We start from the raw sequence: 16,709 nt of genomic DNA on the forward strand, positions 1-16,709 counted from the left end.
CCACTTCAACTCAACATCAGTTTCAACGAAGACGCTGTCGAACATCCTTAAAAACCAATCCAAAGCATGCTGTTTAACCTGCCTCTTGCCCAGAGCGACCACGGGTAAGCAACCTCCGTCGGATAACGGCCAGATTATTGAATAGCCTCGTACCGAAGGCGACAATTGCAGCAAAATACAGCTCTACCCCCAGGCGATCTCCAATGTAAGTGAGCAAAGCAGCTAGCAGAGTATTGGCCAGAAGGCCTGAGATGAAAACCCTGTTATCATATTGTCCTTCCAATCCAGCACGGGTGGCTCCTAAGGTTGAATCCAGCGCTGCCAGGATAGCGGTAGCTGTATAACGCGCGTAGTTCAGGGGAATTGATAGTGAGAAGACAAGCCCGATTATGATACCCATGAGCAGACCAATAAGCGGTAACCACATCTCTCCTCGCCTTCCTTATTAAAGTGATAGGATGAGTAGCGCTTCGATTAACGGAAATATGCCTGCCCTTTGAAGCGCAGATCGATGAACTGCATCTTCAAGTTGTCTTGTTTGGCTTTGTCCAGAATGGACTTTAGCAGCAACATTTTACTTTCAAGGTCCCCTTGCCTCCCAAAGCAAACCCTGATACCTGGCTCAATAGGAGCGATAATCCCCTGGGTGTGGGAATATTCAAAATATTTGGCCGTGACTCCGGATACAGTGGGCAATCTGTTGAACAGAATCTCAGCTGTGGCCAGGGCCTCACGATCCACCTGGTCTCCGATCTTTACCGGTTCGCCATCGACATCGACGATGCCGATGGGCAGACCGAGGGTAGCGGTAGTTCCAACAACGATGCCCTCCCTGGATACCACATATAAGTTTTGTCCAACTTTCCAGATATAGGCCGGTTGCCACTCTGTCACTTCGATGGTAACCTGATTGGGCAGGGCGCTGTGTATATTTACGCTCTTAAGCGTTCGCAGATTTCCTAGCAGTGCCTGCCCTATGGTCTTTTGGCTGATAAGAAAGATATTCTTGTCCCGGACGGCTGCTGCTTCGGCTACCTGTTCTACGGAGAGCATCTTGTTACCGATGATCTTCGCCTCCTGCACCTGGAAGCGAGGCGAGGTCAATAGAAAGTGACCCAGCCAAACAAGGAGAGCAAGTAAGAGAAAATAGAGCGATCTCTGGCGCAGCCAAACCAGCAACCTCTTTGTATAGTTTCTTCGCCGAAAACCAGCATCGCCTGGCAACAGCAGCCTTGTCTTTGGACGATTAAACCGGCTGTGCCTTTTAATCACCTGTTTCCGCACTGACAGAACCTCAATGAGAGTGGCCGCTCAGGTCATAAGCTGGCGTTTCTCAGTGTGTCGCTCGATGGCCAGTTCGATCAAGCGATCAATCAATTCCCTATAGTTGATACCGCTCGTCTCCCATAGCTTTGGATACATACTCACGGCCGTGAAGCCAGGGATCGTGTTTACCTCGTTAACATAGATTTTTGAGCCATCTTTGGTGATAAGGAAGTCGACCCGTGCCATACCAGTGCAATCAAGGGTCTTGAAAGCCTCGATAGCCAGGTATTGTACCTCCCGAATGATCCCTTCTGGCAAATCCGCTGGGATTATTAGTTGCGTACGCTCGTTAACGTACTTAGACTCGTAGTCGTAGAACTCACGTGCCGGTACAATTTCACCTGGTATCGAGGCGATAGGGTCATCATTTCCAAGCACGCTGCATTCTATCTCGCGACAATCAACGACGGCCTGCTCAATCAATATCTTGCGGTCGTAAGAGGCAGCCAAATCTATGGCTGGAACCAGCTCCTCCCGCTGATGAACCTTCGTTACTCCCACACTCGAGCCGAGATTCGTCGGTTTAACAAAACAGGGGTAACCGAGCGTTTTCTCGATACACTCGACAATCTTTGTTGGATTCTGTTGCCATTCCTTTCGTCTAACTACAATGAACTGGGCCACAGGAAGACCACGCTCTTTAAAAAGAGCCTTGGTGATGGCCTTATCCATAGCTACAGCGGAGGCTAAGACGCCAGCCCCAACATAGGGAACATCAGCCATCTCTAAGAACCCCTGGACAGTACCATCCTCACCATATGGGCCATGTAAAATAGGAAAAATCACATCTATCCTCTGATCAGTAGGGCCCGACTTCGCTGTCTCGAAAATGATCATTCCCCTTTGGGTTGGATCGGCCCGCAGGGCAGTATCTTCACCACTCGCTGTCACGCCGGCCAGGAGTGCTTTCAGCGGGTCACCGGAGATCAGCCAACGGCCTTCCTTGGTGATCCCAATAGGCACTACATCATATTTATTAGGATCAATAGCCTTTATTACAGAGGCAGCAGATAGCAGCGAGATCTCATGCTCGCTGGAGCGCCCTCCAAAAATGACACCTATCCTAAGCTTAGCCACCCTCAGACCCACCCCTTTCAAGCAGTCTTACCACTCTCCGACCAGCTCCACTTCCAGCTCAAGGATCACACCAAAGTGTTTATAGACTTGCTCACTGCATATATCGATCAAGGACATGACCTCTTGAGCTGTCGCCTTACCTAAGTTAACGATAAAATTTGCATGCTTGAGAGAAATCTGGGCATCGCCATAACGCTTACCCTTTAATCCTGCCCGCTCAATGAGGCGTGCGGCCGCTTGCCCGGGAGGATTCTTAAAGATGGAACCGGCGCTCGGCTCCATTGGTTGCATCAGCAATCTGGCCAGACGTTGTTGCCGAATCTTTTCGCACAGCATACGAGCATCTCCCGAATGCAGGATGAACTCAGCCGAAAGGATCACCTCCTGCTTAAATGGATCGATCCGAAAGCGGCTACTACGGTACTTGAGATGCAGATCCTCCACTGGCACTTGTGCTATGCAACCATCCGGTTCAAGCAAAGATACACGACGGAGTGCGTCTCCGACGCAACCATCGTAAGCGCCAGCATTATTCACAATGGCTCCACCCATCGTCCCAGGTATACCGGCTCCAAATTCCAGACCAGCTAGGCCTGCCCTAGCCGTCTGTTGGGTAACTGCTGCTAACGATGCGCCAGATTCAACCTGTAATACCACTCCTTCGCCATCATCGTTTATCTTCCGCTTGAAATGTCTGGCTCTATTACGAATTACCAGGCCACTGATACCTTTATCAGAGACGAGTAGATTGCTGCCACTACCTATGACCAGGTAAGGTAAACCTAGGTGTCGGGCAGCGGTAACGAGATGACCCAGCTCTGCGGCGCTTTCGGCTACAGTGTAGAACTCAGCCGGCCCGCCAATCCCAAAACTAGTATGCCGTCGCATCGGTTCGTTTATAGTTAGCCGATCTCGACAGATCAATCGTAATTTCTCAAGCACGGTACTTTGGCCCATCACTATCCTTCCCATTGGCGACGTAGATCGGTGAGGACTCGCTCTGCCACTTGGTAGATATCTCCGGCACCCATGGTCAAGATCACATCTCCGGCCTGTGCCTCGTGAGAGACGTAGCTCGCTGCCTCTTCCAGATCACCTATGTACCTCGCACCTCGGTGATTCATCGCTGCCACCAGATCAGGCGCGCCAATGCCCAGAGTATCTGCTTCGCGGCCTGGTGGCAGGTAAATATCGGTGACAATAACTACATCAGCCAACCCAAAGGAGGCAGCGAATTGATCCAAGAAGCACTTTGTACGATGGTAAGTGTGCGGCTGAAAAACGACCCACAGCCGACTGGAGTGATTCTCCCGAATTGCTTTCAGGGTGGCCACGATCTCGGAGGGGTGGTGAGCGTAGTCATCATAAATGGTAATTCCACCGACAGTGCCCTTCAATTCCAGGCGCCGCCGTGTACCTTTGAAGATAACCAGCGCCTTCTTTATCAGGGAGAGATCTACCTTAAGTAAAGAGGAAACAGTGATGGCTGCGAGAGCATTACTTACGTTATGCCGCCCGGGAAGGCGCAGGTCGATCTCTCCAATATTCTGGCCCCCTTTACATAGTACAAAGCTGTTGCCTCCAAGGGCATTTTGATGCACATCAGTCGCTCGCCAGCAAGCGTCCTCACTAAATCCATAGCTTACCACTTCAGCGTGGCACGACCCGGCAATGGTCTGCAAGATGGGATCATCCCAACAAAGAACACCATAGCCATCGGTAGGCACGAGAGCTAAGAAACGGCTAAAGGCGCTCTGCACAGCATTGTAATGGCCGTAAAAATCGAGATGATCCGCCTCCACGTTAGTTACGATAGCGATCCAGGGCGACAGCTGCCAGAAAGAGCCATCGAACTCGTCAGCCTCGGCTACTAGATAGGCACCGTGCCCCAGTTTGGCATTAAGGCCGATGATCTCACCGCCAACCAGGATCGTGGGGTCGAGCCCACCCTGTTCCAAGATTAAAGATATCATTGCACTAGTCGTCGTTTTACCATGGGTGCCGGCCACAGCGATGGTCTGTTGTCGCCTGGTCAGTTCACCAAGCGCCTCAGCCCGTTTAAGGATAGGGATGCCACGCCGCCGTGCTGCCTGCATCTCAGGATTCTTCTGCGGGATGGCTGATGAGACGATGACTAAGTTGGCTTCGCCGATGTTCTTGTCCGAGTGGCCATAGGCAATCCTGGCCCCAAGGGCGGCTAGCCTGGCTGTTATAGCAGAGGGATATAGATCAGAACCAGAGATGACATGTCCAGCCTGGAGCAAGACTTCGGCGATGGTGCTCATACCGGCCCCACCAATCCCCACGAAGTGTATCTGTCTCTTAACTTCAAACATGAGACCTCACCAATTCCTGCCCGGCTAAGTGACATAGCGTCTCGGCAATCCTGCGGGCTGCATCAGGGATGGCTAGATGACTGGCCCTATCGGCCAAGCTACAGCGCAGCGACTCGTCCTCCAATAATTGTTTTATAGCTGTGGGTAATGCTCCATCAGCCAATTCATAATCCTCTATTTTCAGAGCTGCACCACGGCTCACTAAGTAATCGGCATTTGCCTCCTGGTGGCCACCAGCGTATGGATAGGGTATCAAGATGCTGGCCAAGCCAAAAAGGGGGAAATATCCCAGACTAGATGCACCTGCCCTGGATACTACCAGATCAGCCGCAGTCAAGGCCGTCTCCAGCTCTTCATACAAATAGGGGTAGAGTCTATAACGCTTACGATCCTCCACTGATAGTCCGTTGCGCCTCTTCTCTAGCCAACCCCAATCCTGCTGGCCACTAATATGAATGATATAGCCGATAGCTAAAAGATCTGGTAAGGCGGCCGCGACGGCCTTGTTGATGCTTTGAGCCCCACGGCTTCCCCCCATAATGAGCATAACCCTCTCCGTTTCAGGAAGACTGAGCTGTTTCCTCGCTTCTAATTTACTGGCCGAGGGTGATCTCCTCTTGAGCGGATAACCGGTGACGATCACCTTATCTGTCGGCAAAAGTGAGCGTGAATCGTTCACAGTGACCGCGATCCTGGTGGCCAACCTGGCCAGGAACTTCACGGCCAAGCCAGGTTTAATATCGGGTAGATAGACAAGGATAGGCACACGCGCCAGCCAACCTGCCACTGCAACTGGCACACAAACATAACCACCGGTGGCCAGGATGACATCTGGCTGGAAGCTACGTATAATTCGTAATGATTGCCACAGGCCAACACCTGTTCTAATCAGATTCAAGAAGATGGCCAGGGGCGACCGTCCTCGTACCGCACCGGCCGTGATGCCCCGGAAGGGAAGGTTGAGGCGCGCTACGATATCCGCTTCCATCCCGGCCCTATTACCCAGATAGAGCAGTTTCACGCCCGCCCGCTCTTCAGCAGCCTGAACACCAGGTAATTCAACGTGCATCTCCGGCTCTGCTCCAAGCAACTCACTGATGACAGCCAGGGCCGGGTAAACGTGACCCCCCGTACCACCCCCAGTGATGATCAGACGCATTCTACTCCTCCACCGAGAGTGGTTCAGCGCCCCTATGGCGACTCTTCTGTGGCCGAAATACCGGTCTATGCTTTGAAATATTCAGTAGCAGGCCAACAGCGGCCATTGAGACAACAAGGGATGACCCACCAAAGCTTACAAAGGGCAGGGTGATGCCGGTAAATGGAATCGTTGATGTAACTACAGCGATATTAAGCAGGGCCTGAAATGTCAGCCAGCAGGTGATGCCTGAGGCGAGCAGTTTCCCGAAGGCGTCAGGAGCCTGCAATATTATCTTGTAGCCACGGTAAGCCAGCAGAACGAACAGCGCCAGAACGGTTAAGGTTCCAATCAGTCCTAACTCCTCGCCAATGATGGCGAAAATAGAATCAGTATGAGCACTGGGTAAATAATAAAACTTCTGGCGACTGGCTCCCAATCCGAGACCAAGAAGCCCCCCAGATCCCAGGGCGATATTCGTTTGAATAATATGCCAGCCAACACCGAGGGGATCACTCTGAGGATCTAGAAAGGCGACGATCCTCCTGAATCGATAGCCTGCCAAAGCGATAAGCGGAACTAAAGCAGCTGCTCCAAGGGCAAGTCCAGCTGCAAAGTAACGAAGGTCCGCACCCGCAATAAAAAACATGGCCAAACCGATGATGACGATAAGGAAAGAGGTGCCCAGATCCGGCTGTAACAATACCAATCCAGCCACCGTGCCAAGGGTCACGGCAAAGGGTAGCGAACTATAGGAAAAGTCAGCCATACGATCCCGGCGGCGCGATAGCCAGTCGGCAAAATACATGATGAGGATCAATTTGGCTAATTCGCTTGGTTGTACGGATAACGGTCCCAGCTTTAACCAACGTTGAGCACCGTAGGCCGCATGCCCTAACCGAGTAAGCAGAATAACAATCAGTAAAACGAGTATAATTCCAGTGAGAGGCACCGTGAAACGCCTCCACCAATGATAATCAATCTGCATCATAGCTAATAGCCCTACACTGCCGATGCCAGCCCATAGAAGCTGTCGGGTAAGAAACCAAGTGTCGCTATTGTAGAGGGGGCTATTGTGAGCGATCACGAAGCTGGCACTGTAAACCATATTTACGCTAATAACCAGCAACGCCGCGACGACACCTAAGAGGATATAATCCGGCTTACCAGTCCTTTGATCTTCTCGTCGTGCAATCATTGCTGCTATACCCATCTCTGGCAACTAGACTACCTTACTCTTCTCAAAGGCAAGGGCATTTACGATCTCTTTAAATCGGTGGCCACGCTCCTCGAAATCACGGAACATATCGTAACTGGTGCCTGCTGGTGAGAGCAGGACTATATCACCAGGCTCAGCCAAAGCTTTGGCCGTTTCAACGGCCTCTCGTAGGCTCGTGCAGATACGGATGCAGAACGAATTATTGTTCGCTGCTCTCGATACGGCCGTTGCCAGATCAGAAGCCAATTCCCCCAACAGGACCAGGGCCTTCACTTTCTTAACTATCAAATGGGCCAAGTCATCGAGGGGGAGATGTTTGCCCCTTCCCCCGCCAATCAAAATGATAGGCTGATTGAAGGCGTGAAGGGCAGCAATGGTTCGCTCCGGCGCGGTAGCGATGGAGTCATTGTAGTATTGCACTCCATCTATCTCCCAAACCAACTCCAAGCGATGCTCGACTCCATTGAAGCTGGTGACCGCTTTTCTGATGTTTTCCACACTAGCCCCTGCTGCCCAACCAATGGCCACCGCAGCCAACACATTTTCTACGTTATGCTCTCCAAGCAAGCGAATTTCACCCTTGTGACAAACAGTCTCCTCTTGTGCGTCATCTCGCACTATAATCCGGTTGCCATTCAGAACGGCTCCGTAGTCTACACCATAACGTCGACTGAAAAGCCAAACCTCTCCTTTACATTCAGGAACCAAATCGCTCGTTACGGGATCATCCAGGTTCAAAATGGCCTTATCATCACCCTTTTGGAAATTAATGATATTTTTTTTCGCTGCAATATAGTCCTCCATGCTGGGATGACGATCCAGATGATTGGGTGTAATATTCAGTATGGTTGCAACGTGGGGACTGACCGTCATCGCCTCGAGTTGAAAGCTGCTCAACTCCAGCACAACATATGCCTGCTGATCAATCTGTGAGGCCATTTCGATCAGTGGTTTCCCAATATTGCCACCGACAAAGGTCGTTTTTCCCTCGGTCTTTAATATCTCACCCACCAAAGCCGTCGTCGTAGTCTTGCCACTGCTGCCGGTTATACCGATGATGGGAGCTGGGCACAATTCAAAGAATAATTCGATCTCGCTGCTAATAGGAATGCCCCGTGCCCTAGCCACAGCCAGGCAAGGGAGCGTACGTGGTGCTCCAGGAGTGACAAAGATGAGGTCCGCAGCCAGGACATCTTCTTCTCGGTGCCCACCTAGAGAAAGTTTGACCGGTAGCTCTTCCAACATAGCGATCTCATCCTTTAGCTGCCCCTTTTCTTTCAAATCACTGATAGTGACGATCGCACCTCGCTGGATTAAAAACTTAGCCAGCGACACGTGAGTACGTCTTCCCAGTCCGATCAGGGTGATTCGCTTGCCGTTGAAGTCAGTCACCCTCATCTCATACCATCCTCATCGCTTGCTTCTTAATGGTGTCTCCCATTCTAACAAAAGCTCAAGATCGAAACACAGCTAAAAGGTACTATCCGAGTTTTATCTGATAAGGGCCAGACCGACCCCGATAGCCGCGGCGACAGCTCCCAGTAACCAGAAACGTTGAACAATCTGTGCTTCCCCCCAGCCACTTAATTCAAGATGATGATGAATAGGGCTCATCCTCAAAATACGCTTACCGCCAGTAGCCCTAAAATAAGCCACTTGCACGATCACTGAGACCAATTCGATGACAAAAAGGATTCCTATCACCGGCAGCAATAAGACCCAACCGGTCAACAGACTGACCATGGCCAACCCAGCCCCTAGAGCAAGGGAACCAGCATCACCCATAAATACCTGCGCCGGGTAGACATTAAACCAGAGGAATCCTAAAGTAGCCCCTATGACCGAGGCACAGAGGGCAGCCAGGGCAACTTGCCCTTGAAGTAGAGCAATGATCAAGTAGGCACTGTAAGCGATGGCCACCGTGCCACCAGCTAGCCCATCAAGCCCATCGATCTCATTGACACCACTGGCTGTGCCAAAGATGGCCAGCGCAGCCAGGGGAACATACCACCAGCCGAGCGTAAGCGTACCTAAACCAGGTAGGGATACACCCTGTTTCCCGAAAATGATATAAAGGACCACACTGACGACCAGGGCAATGACCATGTGCCAAAGGAACTTGTAGCGTACCGGTAAACCGAGCCCCTCGTAGCTGCGGAGGTTAGCGTAATCATCAATTGATCCTATAAGGCCGAAGGTTACCATAACTAATACGCTTAAGGCTACTTCCCAGTGGCGGATAAAGGTCATACTCAGGGCAGCAGAAGTGAGGATGATCAACCAACCACCCATAGTAGGGGTTCCTGCCTTAGTTATATGTGTGCTTGGGCCATCAAGGCGAATCTGTTTGCCAGCCTTGCGAGCACGCAGCAGCGCGATAAGGTGCGGACCCCAAGCGATAGCCAGAAGGAAAGAGGCCGGCAACATGACCAAAAGGAGGAGCGGTGTCATGGCGGCCCCCCATACTGCAGGTTGAGATGGTCATCTTTCCGCTTGAACTTCGTCACTATCTCCTCCATGCGCATGCCCCGTGAGCCTTTGACGAGTACATGGTCACCTGCCCTTAAATCTAAAGACACATCTTGGTTCGATCGGTAAAACTGGACCGTGGCCAGTCCTTGAGACTTCGCCTCCTCACCTATCCAACGGGCTCGGTCCCCCACGACGATCAGCATATCAGCGACCTGAGCAGCTCGTCGCCCAACTAGACGATGCCCCTCTTCCTCATAATCGCCAAGCTCCAACATATCCCCGAGGATGGCGATTTTGCGCCCCCCCGTCTCAGCCAGGAGACCCAAAGCGGCCAGCGTAGAAGCTGGACTAGCATTGTACGTATCATCGATGATCACTGAGCCATTTGTACCAGGGATGACCGTTAGACGAAGCGACACTGGCGTACTGGCAAGCGCTTGTAAAATTTCCGGCCAGGTTAAACCTTCGATACGAGCTACGGCGATAGCTGCTAAACAGGTGTAGACGTTATGCCTTCCTATTAATGAAGTAGTAATCGCTATCCTCTCTGAGCCAAACGCCAGCCTAAAGTCAATACCATCTAAACCTCGACTGTTTAAGCTGGTGGCCCTAAAGTCACAATCATCATTTAAGCCAAAAAGGAACGGCTTGGCTGATGTGTACCGGGCCATCTGACGAACTAAGGGATCGTCTCCATTCAAGATAGCGTAGCCGTCGGCTGGTAAGGCCGCTACCAGCTCAGCCTTAGCCTGAGCAACATGTTCAATTCTTCTCAGACGCTCCAAATGGGTAGGGCCCACGTTAGTGATGACCCCTATTCGTGGTCGTGCTAAGCGGCATAATAAGTCGATCTCTCCTACGGCGTACATGCCCATCTCCAACACTGCCTTCTTGTGTTCTGGACCAAGGCGCAATAGCGTGATCGGCAAGCCGATTTCATTGTTAAAGTTTTTCTCCGTTTTCAGGACAGTGAACCTTTGTTCAAGAACAGCCGCGATCATCTCTTTAGTTGTGGTCTTCCCCACACTACCGGTAACGGCTATGACCTCAACATCGTGCTTACTACGCCAATAGCCAGATAGACGCTGCAAGGCAGCTAGAGTATCATCTACGATAATGTAAGCAAATGTTCTGTCTGGATAGTCCGCTATCTGCCCCCTTATATCAATGAAGCGCTCGCTCAGGACCCCGGCCGCACCACGGTGATAGGCATCGATGATAAACTCATGTCCATCGCGTTCAGCGCGTAGAGCCACAAAGAGAGCACCAGGCGAAGCCAGGCGCGAATCATGGATGATGTCAGTGAAAGAGATGTTACTTCGCCACCCATAGGGGAGTGAGTACGAACCTACCCCTTCCAGAACATCTGATAGCTGAAGCACCGTACTATATCACCCTCTGTAAACCACATTATACATTCTATACACTATCAATAATATCTCGCCTCAGGTTCAGCGCTCAGCAGTCTGAGTTTGGGTAGGAGGTATCTTCATATATACAAAGAGCTGCTGACTTATAGACCGAAAAACAGGTGCGGCGACAGTTTCACCCCAAGGTGTATCCTTAGGTGCCACGACCTTTACGACGATGACGAAACGGGGATCATCGGCTGGCCCGAATCCTATAAAGGAGGCGATAGTCTCGTCTGGGTTATAGCCTCTGGCTCCGGGAACCTGGGCTGTGCCAGTTTTACCCCCTGTACGATAGCCAGGGACACGAGCGAGCCGTACCTGTCCTCCTTCGGTGACCTCGACGACTGAAACCAACATTTCCCTGAGGGCCTGCGCGGTTTCTGGGGAGATAACCTGTCTGACGACCGTGGGGTAATATTGACGGTGGCCACCAGGCCCGTTCACCTCCTTGACCACATAGGGCTTCATCAAGATGCCGCCGTTGACGACAGCACTCAGGGCGGTGGCCATTTGGAGGGGGGTAACAGATATACCTTGTCCGAAGGCGTTGGCGGCTAAGTCAAATGGGTGCCAATCCGGTTGAGTAGGAAATCTGACGATGCCCGGAGACTCTCCATCAAGCTCGATGCCAGTCGGCTGGCCTAACCCAAAAGCCTTTACATAATGATAGAATTTCTCCGCCCCTAACCGTGTGGCCACGTAGGCGGCCCCGATATTAGAGGAGCGTTGCAATACTTGGGTCATCGTTTCTGGACCCGGGGGACGATATGCTGCGTTACGCACGATACCCCCACCGTAGGCGAAGAAGCCCTGATTCATATAGGTGAAGTCAGGGGTAACGGCCTTAGCATCAAGAGCCGCAGCCATAGTGACGACCTTAAAGATAGAGCCAGGTTCGTAGACATCACTTATGGCCGGGTTTTTGTACAGTGGCACTTTAGAGGGTTGGTAAAGAGCGGGGTCATTCAGATCGACGGTTGGCTGATTGGCGACCGCCAGAATCGCTCCCGTTGTCGGATCCATAACCAAAATAGTTCCTCCGGCCGCCTGATGCTTTCGCACAGCTGCCTCTAATTCCCGCTCAGCCAGGTATTGAATATAGCGATCTATAGTCAAGGTGACATCCGCGCCATCGATGGGGGGCACATATTGGCCCATGCTCAGGTAGATTTCATCACCGCTGGTGTCCCTCTCAGCCAGGGATGAGCCTGGCTGACCGGCCAGATCCTTATTGAATCTGGCCTCGATACCTGACAGTCCTTGCCCATCAGCCCCGATGACTCCTATCAATTGAGCACACAGGCTTCCCTGGGGATAGACCCGCTTCTCCTCCATCTGCAAGATTAGCCCCCATACCCCTAATTTGTGCACCTTCTCAGCAACTTCGAAGGGTAGAAAGCGTTTAATCAGGACTGGGGATACCTGTTTAACAGCTAGCTTAGCTTTAATATTATCTGGCGTATCACCCAGGATTGGGGCGAGAAGACCGGCTACCATATCTGGATGGCTGATTTGTCCTGTATCAGCATATAACGATTCGAAGGAGACACTCTCAGCCAAAGCGCTGCTGCCGGAATCATAGATCGTACCGCGATGGGCGGGAATAGCCTTAGAGCGCCAGTGCTCTTTTGCCGCCAGGGAGCGATAGTAGTCATGCTGCACCAATTGAATGTAGAATAACCTGAAGACCAGAACGATGATGCAGCCGATGATGATGGCCATGAGGGTATAGAGACGCCAATGGCGATCCTCTAGCTCGGACAACTTACTACCTCATTGGTCTCAGCGGCACAAACAAAATCTCCTTGGGTGGCTGCATATGCAGTCTCAAACGGGCAGCTTGCTCAATGTGCTTAATCGATTGGAGCTCAGCAATTTGGAGGCGAAGCTGCTCGTTTTGGGCCAGCCACTGTTCCCTCTCTACTTCAAGCCGTTTAATATCGTAGCCGGTAGTGGCTATCCCGCTCGTTTGGGTAAGATAAAGCAGACCAATGAGTCCCCCCAGGACGAGGACGAGAACAAATAAAGATGGGCTAAGGAGACGGCCACGAGCGGATCTTCTAGCCATTGGTATGGAACGCAGGACAGTGGTAGTCATCGTTTACCTCCTCCCCTCCACAGGAAGGGAATCCTTACCACCCAACCGACTCGTGGCGAAGAGCGCGGGCGACACGCATCCTTGCGCTCCTGCTTCGTCTATTCCTGGCCACTTCGGCTGGCGACGGTCTGACCGGCTTTTTGGTCGATAGTTCCAAGCTAGGCTTCCATCCACAAACGCAGATAGGCGAACTGGGCGGGCAGACGCAGCCCTTTGCTTTATTCGCCAAAAACTGTTTAACGATCCTATCCTCCAAAGAGTGGAAGGAGATGATGACCAGTCTGCCCTCGGGGGACAAAAGATTAACTGCCTCCTCTAGGGCCACTCTTAGGTTATCCAACTCATGATTGACAGCGATGCGCAGTGCCTGAAACGTCTTCGTTGCTGGATGGATTCGCCCCTGTCTGCCTGGTAAGACGGTCTTAATGATATTGGCTAACTGCCGTGTCGTTCGTATTGGCTCTCGCTGCCGAGATTTGACAACGGCTTTGACAATCACCCTTGCTCTATGTTCCTCGCCAAAGCGGTAGAGCAGATCAGTCAGCTCATCCTCACCGAGCCGATTGACTATTTCAGCCGCTGTCACCCCTTGATTCTGGTCGAACCGCATATCTAAGGGAGCATCGACCTGAAAACTAAATCCACGTGCTGGATCACCGAGTTGAAACGATGAAACTCCTAGATCGAAGAGTATGCCATTGGCTGGCTTAAAACCGTACTTCTCCGCCACATCCTTCAAGCGGATGAAATCCTCCCTGACCAGGGTAACTCTTGATCCAAAAGAGTCTAACCGTTCCCTGGCAAGGACGATGGCCATCGGATCGATATCTAAGCCTAAAAGAGTGCCATCAGGGCTGGATAGCTCTAGAATGCCGGCCGCATGCCCGCCTGATCCTACTGTGCAATCGATGTAACGCCCACCGGCTCGAGGCTCCAGCGCTTGAAGCACCTCGTCATAGAGCACCGGGATGTGAACAAAAGCCATCGTCCCTTCTCAGATCCAAGGATCAACCTGGCCTGCTAGATTCCCAAGCTGGCCAGGTGCTCGGCGATGAACCCGCCCTCTTCCTCCACTTTGATTCTCATCGTTCGCCAATTCTCCTTGTCCCATATTTCCAGGCGGGTATTGACACCGAGGATGACCACCGTATTTGTTATCCCGGCGTATTCACGTAGGTAAGCGGGAAGCATGATCCGTCCTTGGCCATCGATCTGGAGGTCAGCTGCCCCCGAGAACATCATCCGGGCAAAGACGCGTGCCTCTGGATTGGTCAGGGGTAGACTTCCAATCTTCTCAGCCAGGGTCTCCCAATCCGACGCTGTATAGACGAACAAGCAGCGATCCAGACCGCGGGTGAGTACCAGACCACCAGCAAATTTGGCCCGAAACTTTGCCGGTATGGACAAGCGGCCTTTATCATCGACTGTGTGCTCGAACTCACCCATAAACATAGGCGAAGTCTTTGAAATGGGAGTCCGCCTCCTGTCAAGAAGATATCAAAGGGCGTTGAATATCTCCCCCAAACCCCCATAGGGGGTTCAAGGTAGTCCTTCCTGCGGAAGGACGGGCTTTTTGTATTCTGGGGCACATCCAAAAGACCCCTGCCAAAGGGGCTGCGCCCCGTTGTTCGATGGTCTCTATCACTGGGAGCAGGTGAGTCCGTGGAGCATTAAGGGATGAAGGGCGATGTAACCCACTTCATCCCATCTTAGCCCACTATATAACATTCTACACCAGGATAGCGCATTGTCAAGCACTTTTTTGGGGGAATTTTAAGGTGATTTTTGGGGAAACTGAAAAGGGGGCGATCCTTGTAGACAAAAGAGGTTCGCTTCGATATCTCAGCCAGCGCTGAACGTCAGATGGCGATGTCTCTACGATCGAAGGCCCACACTGAGACTAGAACGAGGAGGGTCGTCAGACCCAAAAGTAGTCCGAGGTGAGCCCAATTAAGCCCAACGGTCAAGATGCTGTAGCCATTATAGTAATAAAAGATTGACGCCCATCTGAATCGCTCGAGGAACTCAACCAAAACAGCCAGCGAGTTCAGAAAGTAGAACACTACAGTGAGCCCAGTGGCCATCAAAGCGGCGGACTTGCGGCTCGGGAGCAAACATGAGCCGAGGAGCGAGTAACCAGCGATGGTCAGGATGAGTGGTATAGCCCCCACAGTAGCGGCCAGGACTCGGTCGTAGCCAATATTTACTCTCACTATAGCCAATGAAATTACAAAGCCGACGATGATGAGCAAGGCGATAAGCGCCACCGCCACAACAAGGGCAGCGAACTTCTCCAACACCGTTCTCCAGCGAGGGATGGGGTTGGACAATAGCAAGTCCAGCGTGCCACGGTCCTCCTCACCGGCTATGAAGCTAGTGCCCTCAATAATAACGAATACTGCTCCCAGGAGTGGCAAAAGGAGATTGAAAAACTCTACACTTAAGAACCCTTCGATGCTGGTTAGATTGGGAAGCTCCCCGATAAAGGCCTTGGCTAGTGCTGGATAGCTTTGCACCAGGGCATCGAGCTCAGGAAAGCGACTAATGGAGGGGAAAAGCGTAACACACCAAGCCGCGAAGAGGGCTAACCCACATCCGTAGCTAAGGATAGATCCTCGTTCATCGCGCAAGGTCTTAATGAAAAGGCTAGTTAACTTCATTGTCCTCCTTGTAATAGGCCAGAAAGATGTCCTCCAGGGTGGCTTCGTGGTAGTACATGTTCACTACAGGGAAACGGGCAGCTGCCTTTATGACACCATCAATATTACCGTGCACGAAGAAACGCAGGTGTTTGTCTTCCTGGACCACATTCGTTACCTCAGGGAGAGCGAACTCCTGAGGCGGCACAGGATGGGCAAAGACAAGCTCCATCCGGCGCGGGGCTTTACGCTTCAGCTCCGCTACGCTTCCCATCACTACCAAGCGTCCCTCGCGAATCACAGCTACCCGGTCGCATATCCGCTCCACCTCTGGAAGGATATGGGAGGAGAAGAAGACGGTACGACCTTCGGCGCGCGTCTCTTCGAGGAGATTATAAAACTCCTGCTGGACCAATGGATCAAGACCTAGGGTTGGCTCATCCAAAATGAGCAGAGGGGGACGATGCATCAAGGCTTGAATGAGCCCCACCTTCTGCTTGGTACCGTGGGAGTAGTGTTTTATGGGCCGAGAGAGGTCCACATCCAGTCTTTGAGCCAGCTGCTGACGATAAGACTGGTCCCTCGTACCACGGAGGGAACCCAAGAATTCCAAAAGCTGCTCTCCGGTTAGATTCTGATAAAGGTTCAACTCGCCAGGCAAATTACCTACCCGACGCTTTATCTCTGTAGACTGCTTCCGGCTATCGAGTCCAAATATTTTGGCCTGACCCCTGGTGGGACGGATGAAATCGAGGAGCAAGCGGATGGTCGTGGTTTTACCAGCACCATTAGGACCAAGAAAGCCGAATATCTCTCCCTCTTTCACCTCTAACGTGAGGTCCTCTATTCCCCGTACATGGTTGTAATACTTGGTTAGGCCATTAGTTTGAATTATCGTGTCCATTTCATCCCTACGTCAGATGCTATTTATAATATATCAGCTTGCCTGAGGGGCGTCTAACACCTATTTTGATGAGACTGGAGGTTTGGAT

16 protein-coding genes are annotated in these 16,709 nt (G+C 51.8%); all 16 read right to left on the reverse strand.

Translation table 11 applies throughout. The annotated features are described in order from the left end of the window. Positions 1-73 precede the first annotated feature (73 nt). Positions 74-427 carry a DUF1290 domain-containing protein gene (locus M1136_08355; protein MCL5075644.1) on the reverse strand — a complete coding sequence of 118 codons (354 nt, stop codon included), beginning with the start codon at positions 425-427 and terminating at the stop codon, positions 74-76. Between the two features lie 47 nt (positions 428-474). Then, the gene (locus M1136_08360; protein MCL5075645.1) at positions 475-1,284 is read right to left on the reverse strand and encodes an FtsQ-type POTRA domain-containing protein; all 810 of its coding nucleotides are present in this window, start codon (positions 1,282-1,284) and stop codon (positions 475-477) included. A gap of 27 nt (positions 1,285-1,311) precedes the next feature. Next, a complete protein-coding gene (locus tag M1136_08365) occupies positions 1,312-2,403 on the reverse strand; it encodes a D-alanine--D-alanine ligase (protein ID MCL5075646.1) in 1,092 nt (363 codons plus the stop codon). A gap of 27 nt (positions 2,404-2,430) precedes the next feature. Then, a complete protein-coding gene (gene murB / locus M1136_08370; GenBank protein MCL5075647.1) occupies positions 2,431-3,360 on the reverse strand; it encodes a UDP-N-acetylmuramate dehydrogenase in 930 nt (309 codons plus the stop codon). A 2-nt stretch (positions 3,361-3,362) separates the two neighbouring features. After that, on the reverse strand, positions 3,363-4,739 hold the full coding sequence (gene murC, locus M1136_08375) for a UDP-N-acetylmuramate--L-alanine ligase (GenBank protein MCL5075648.1): 1,377 nt from the start codon (positions 4,737-4,739) through the stop codon (positions 3,363-3,365). Beyond that, positions 4,732-5,898 (reverse strand): UDP-N-acetylglucosamine--N-acetylmuramyl-(pentapeptide) pyrophosphoryl-undecaprenol N-acetylglucosamine transferase, encoded by a 1,167-nt coding sequence (locus tag M1136_08380; protein MCL5075649.1) that lies wholly within the window; start codon positions 5,896-5,898, stop codon positions 4,732-4,734. The genes murC and M1136_08380 overlap by 8 nt, the downstream gene beginning before the upstream one ends. 1 nt (position 5,899) lies before the next feature. Continuing rightward, positions 5,900-7,075 (reverse strand): putative lipid II flippase FtsW, encoded by a 1,176-nt coding sequence (ftsW, locus tag M1136_08385; GenBank protein MCL5075650.1) that lies wholly within the window; start codon positions 7,073-7,075, stop codon positions 5,900-5,902. Between the two features lie 24 nt (positions 7,076-7,099). Further along, on the reverse strand, positions 7,100-8,494 hold the full coding sequence (murD, locus tag M1136_08390) for a UDP-N-acetylmuramoyl-L-alanine--D-glutamate ligase (protein ID MCL5075651.1): 1,395 nt from the start codon (positions 8,492-8,494) through the stop codon (positions 7,100-7,102). Positions 8,495-8,587: 93 nt separating this feature from the next. After that, the gene (gene mraY / locus M1136_08395; protein MCL5075652.1) at positions 8,588-9,547 is read right to left on the reverse strand and encodes a phospho-N-acetylmuramoyl-pentapeptide-transferase; all 960 of its coding nucleotides are present in this window, start codon (positions 9,545-9,547) and stop codon (positions 8,588-8,590) included. After that, positions 9,544-10,950 carry a UDP-N-acetylmuramoyl-tripeptide--D-alanyl-D-alanine ligase gene (locus M1136_08400; protein MCL5075653.1) on the reverse strand — a complete coding sequence of 469 codons (1,407 nt, stop codon included), beginning with the start codon at positions 10,948-10,950 and terminating at the stop codon, positions 9,544-9,546. The genes mraY and M1136_08400 overlap by 4 nt, the downstream gene beginning before the upstream one ends. A gap of 69 nt (positions 10,951-11,019) precedes the next feature. Next, complete coding sequence (locus M1136_08405) at positions 11,020-12,744, reverse strand: penicillin-binding protein 2 (protein MCL5075654.1); 1,725 nt, start codon at positions 12,742-12,744, stop codon at positions 11,020-11,022. Between the two features lie 4 nt (positions 12,745-12,748). Beyond that, positions 12,749-13,078 carry a hypothetical protein gene (locus M1136_08410; protein ID MCL5075655.1) on the reverse strand — a complete coding sequence of 110 codons (330 nt, stop codon included), beginning with the start codon at positions 13,076-13,078 and terminating at the stop codon, positions 12,749-12,751. A gap of 34 nt (positions 13,079-13,112) precedes the next feature. Next, a complete protein-coding gene (gene rsmH / locus M1136_08415) occupies positions 13,113-14,063 on the reverse strand; it encodes a 16S rRNA (cytosine(1402)-N(4))-methyltransferase RsmH (GenBank protein MCL5075656.1) in 951 nt (316 codons plus the stop codon). A gap of 35 nt (positions 14,064-14,098) precedes the next feature. Then, positions 14,099-14,530: a division/cell wall cluster transcriptional repressor MraZ gene (gene mraZ / locus M1136_08420; protein MCL5075657.1), complete on the reverse strand. Its 432-nt coding sequence runs from the start codon at positions 14,528-14,530 to the stop codon at positions 14,099-14,101. Between the two features lie 407 nt (positions 14,531-14,937). Then, complete coding sequence (locus tag M1136_08425; GenBank protein ID MCL5075658.1) at positions 14,938-15,738, reverse strand: ABC transporter permease; 801 nt, start codon at positions 15,736-15,738, stop codon at positions 14,938-14,940. Beyond that, complete coding sequence (locus M1136_08430) at positions 15,725-16,621, reverse strand: ABC transporter ATP-binding protein (protein ID MCL5075659.1); 897 nt, start codon at positions 16,619-16,621, stop codon at positions 15,725-15,727. Before M1136_08430 ends, M1136_08425 begins: the two co-directional genes overlap by 14 nt. Between the last annotated feature and the right edge of the window lie 88 nt (positions 16,622-16,709).

The sequence above is a fragment of the Chloroflexota bacterium genome (genome assembly GCA_023475225.1).
GTDB lineage: Bacteria > Chloroflexota > UBA6077 > FW602-bin22 > JAMCVK01 > JAMCVK01.

Coding starts and splice junctions, on each gene's coding strand:
- rsmH (MCL5075656.1), bottom strand. CDS start 14,063: ATGGCTTTTGTTCACATCCCGGTGCTCTATGACGAGGTGCTTCAAGCG.
- M1136_08355 (MCL5075644.1), bottom strand. CDS start 427: ATGTGGTTACCGCTTATTGGTCTGCTCATGGGTATCATAATCGGGCTT.
- murC (MCL5075648.1), bottom strand. CDS start 4,739: ATGTTTGAAGTTAAGAGACAGATACACTTCGTGGGGATTGGTGGGGCC.
- M1136_08425 (MCL5075658.1), bottom strand. CDS start 15,738: ATGAAGTTAACTAGCCTTTTCATTAAGACCTTGCGCGATGAACGAGGA.
- murB (MCL5075647.1), bottom strand. CDS start 3,360: ATGGGCCAAAGTACCGTGCTTGAGAAATTACGATTGATCTGTCGAGAT.
- M1136_08380 (MCL5075649.1), bottom strand. CDS start 5,898: ATGCGTCTGATCATCACTGGGGGTGGTACGGGGGGTCACGTTTACCCG.
- ftsW (MCL5075650.1), bottom strand. CDS start 7,075: ATGATTGCACGACGAGAAGATCAAAGGACTGGTAAGCCGGATTATATC.
- murD (MCL5075651.1), bottom strand. CDS start 8,494: ATGAGGGTGACTGACTTCAACGGCAAGCGAATCACCCTGATCGGACTG.
- M1136_08430 (MCL5075659.1), bottom strand. CDS start 16,621: ATGGACACGATAATTCAAACTAATGGCCTAACCAAGTATTACAACCAT.
- mraY (MCL5075652.1), bottom strand. CDS start 9,547: ATGACACCGCTCCTCCTTTTGGTCATGTTGCCGGCCTCTTTCCTTCTG.
- mraZ (MCL5075657.1), bottom strand. CDS start 14,530: ATGTTTATGGGTGAGTTCGAGCACACAGTCGATGATAAAGGCCGCTTG.
- M1136_08410 (MCL5075655.1), bottom strand. CDS start 13,078: ATGACTACCACTGTCCTGCGTTCCATACCAATGGCTAGAAGATCCGCT.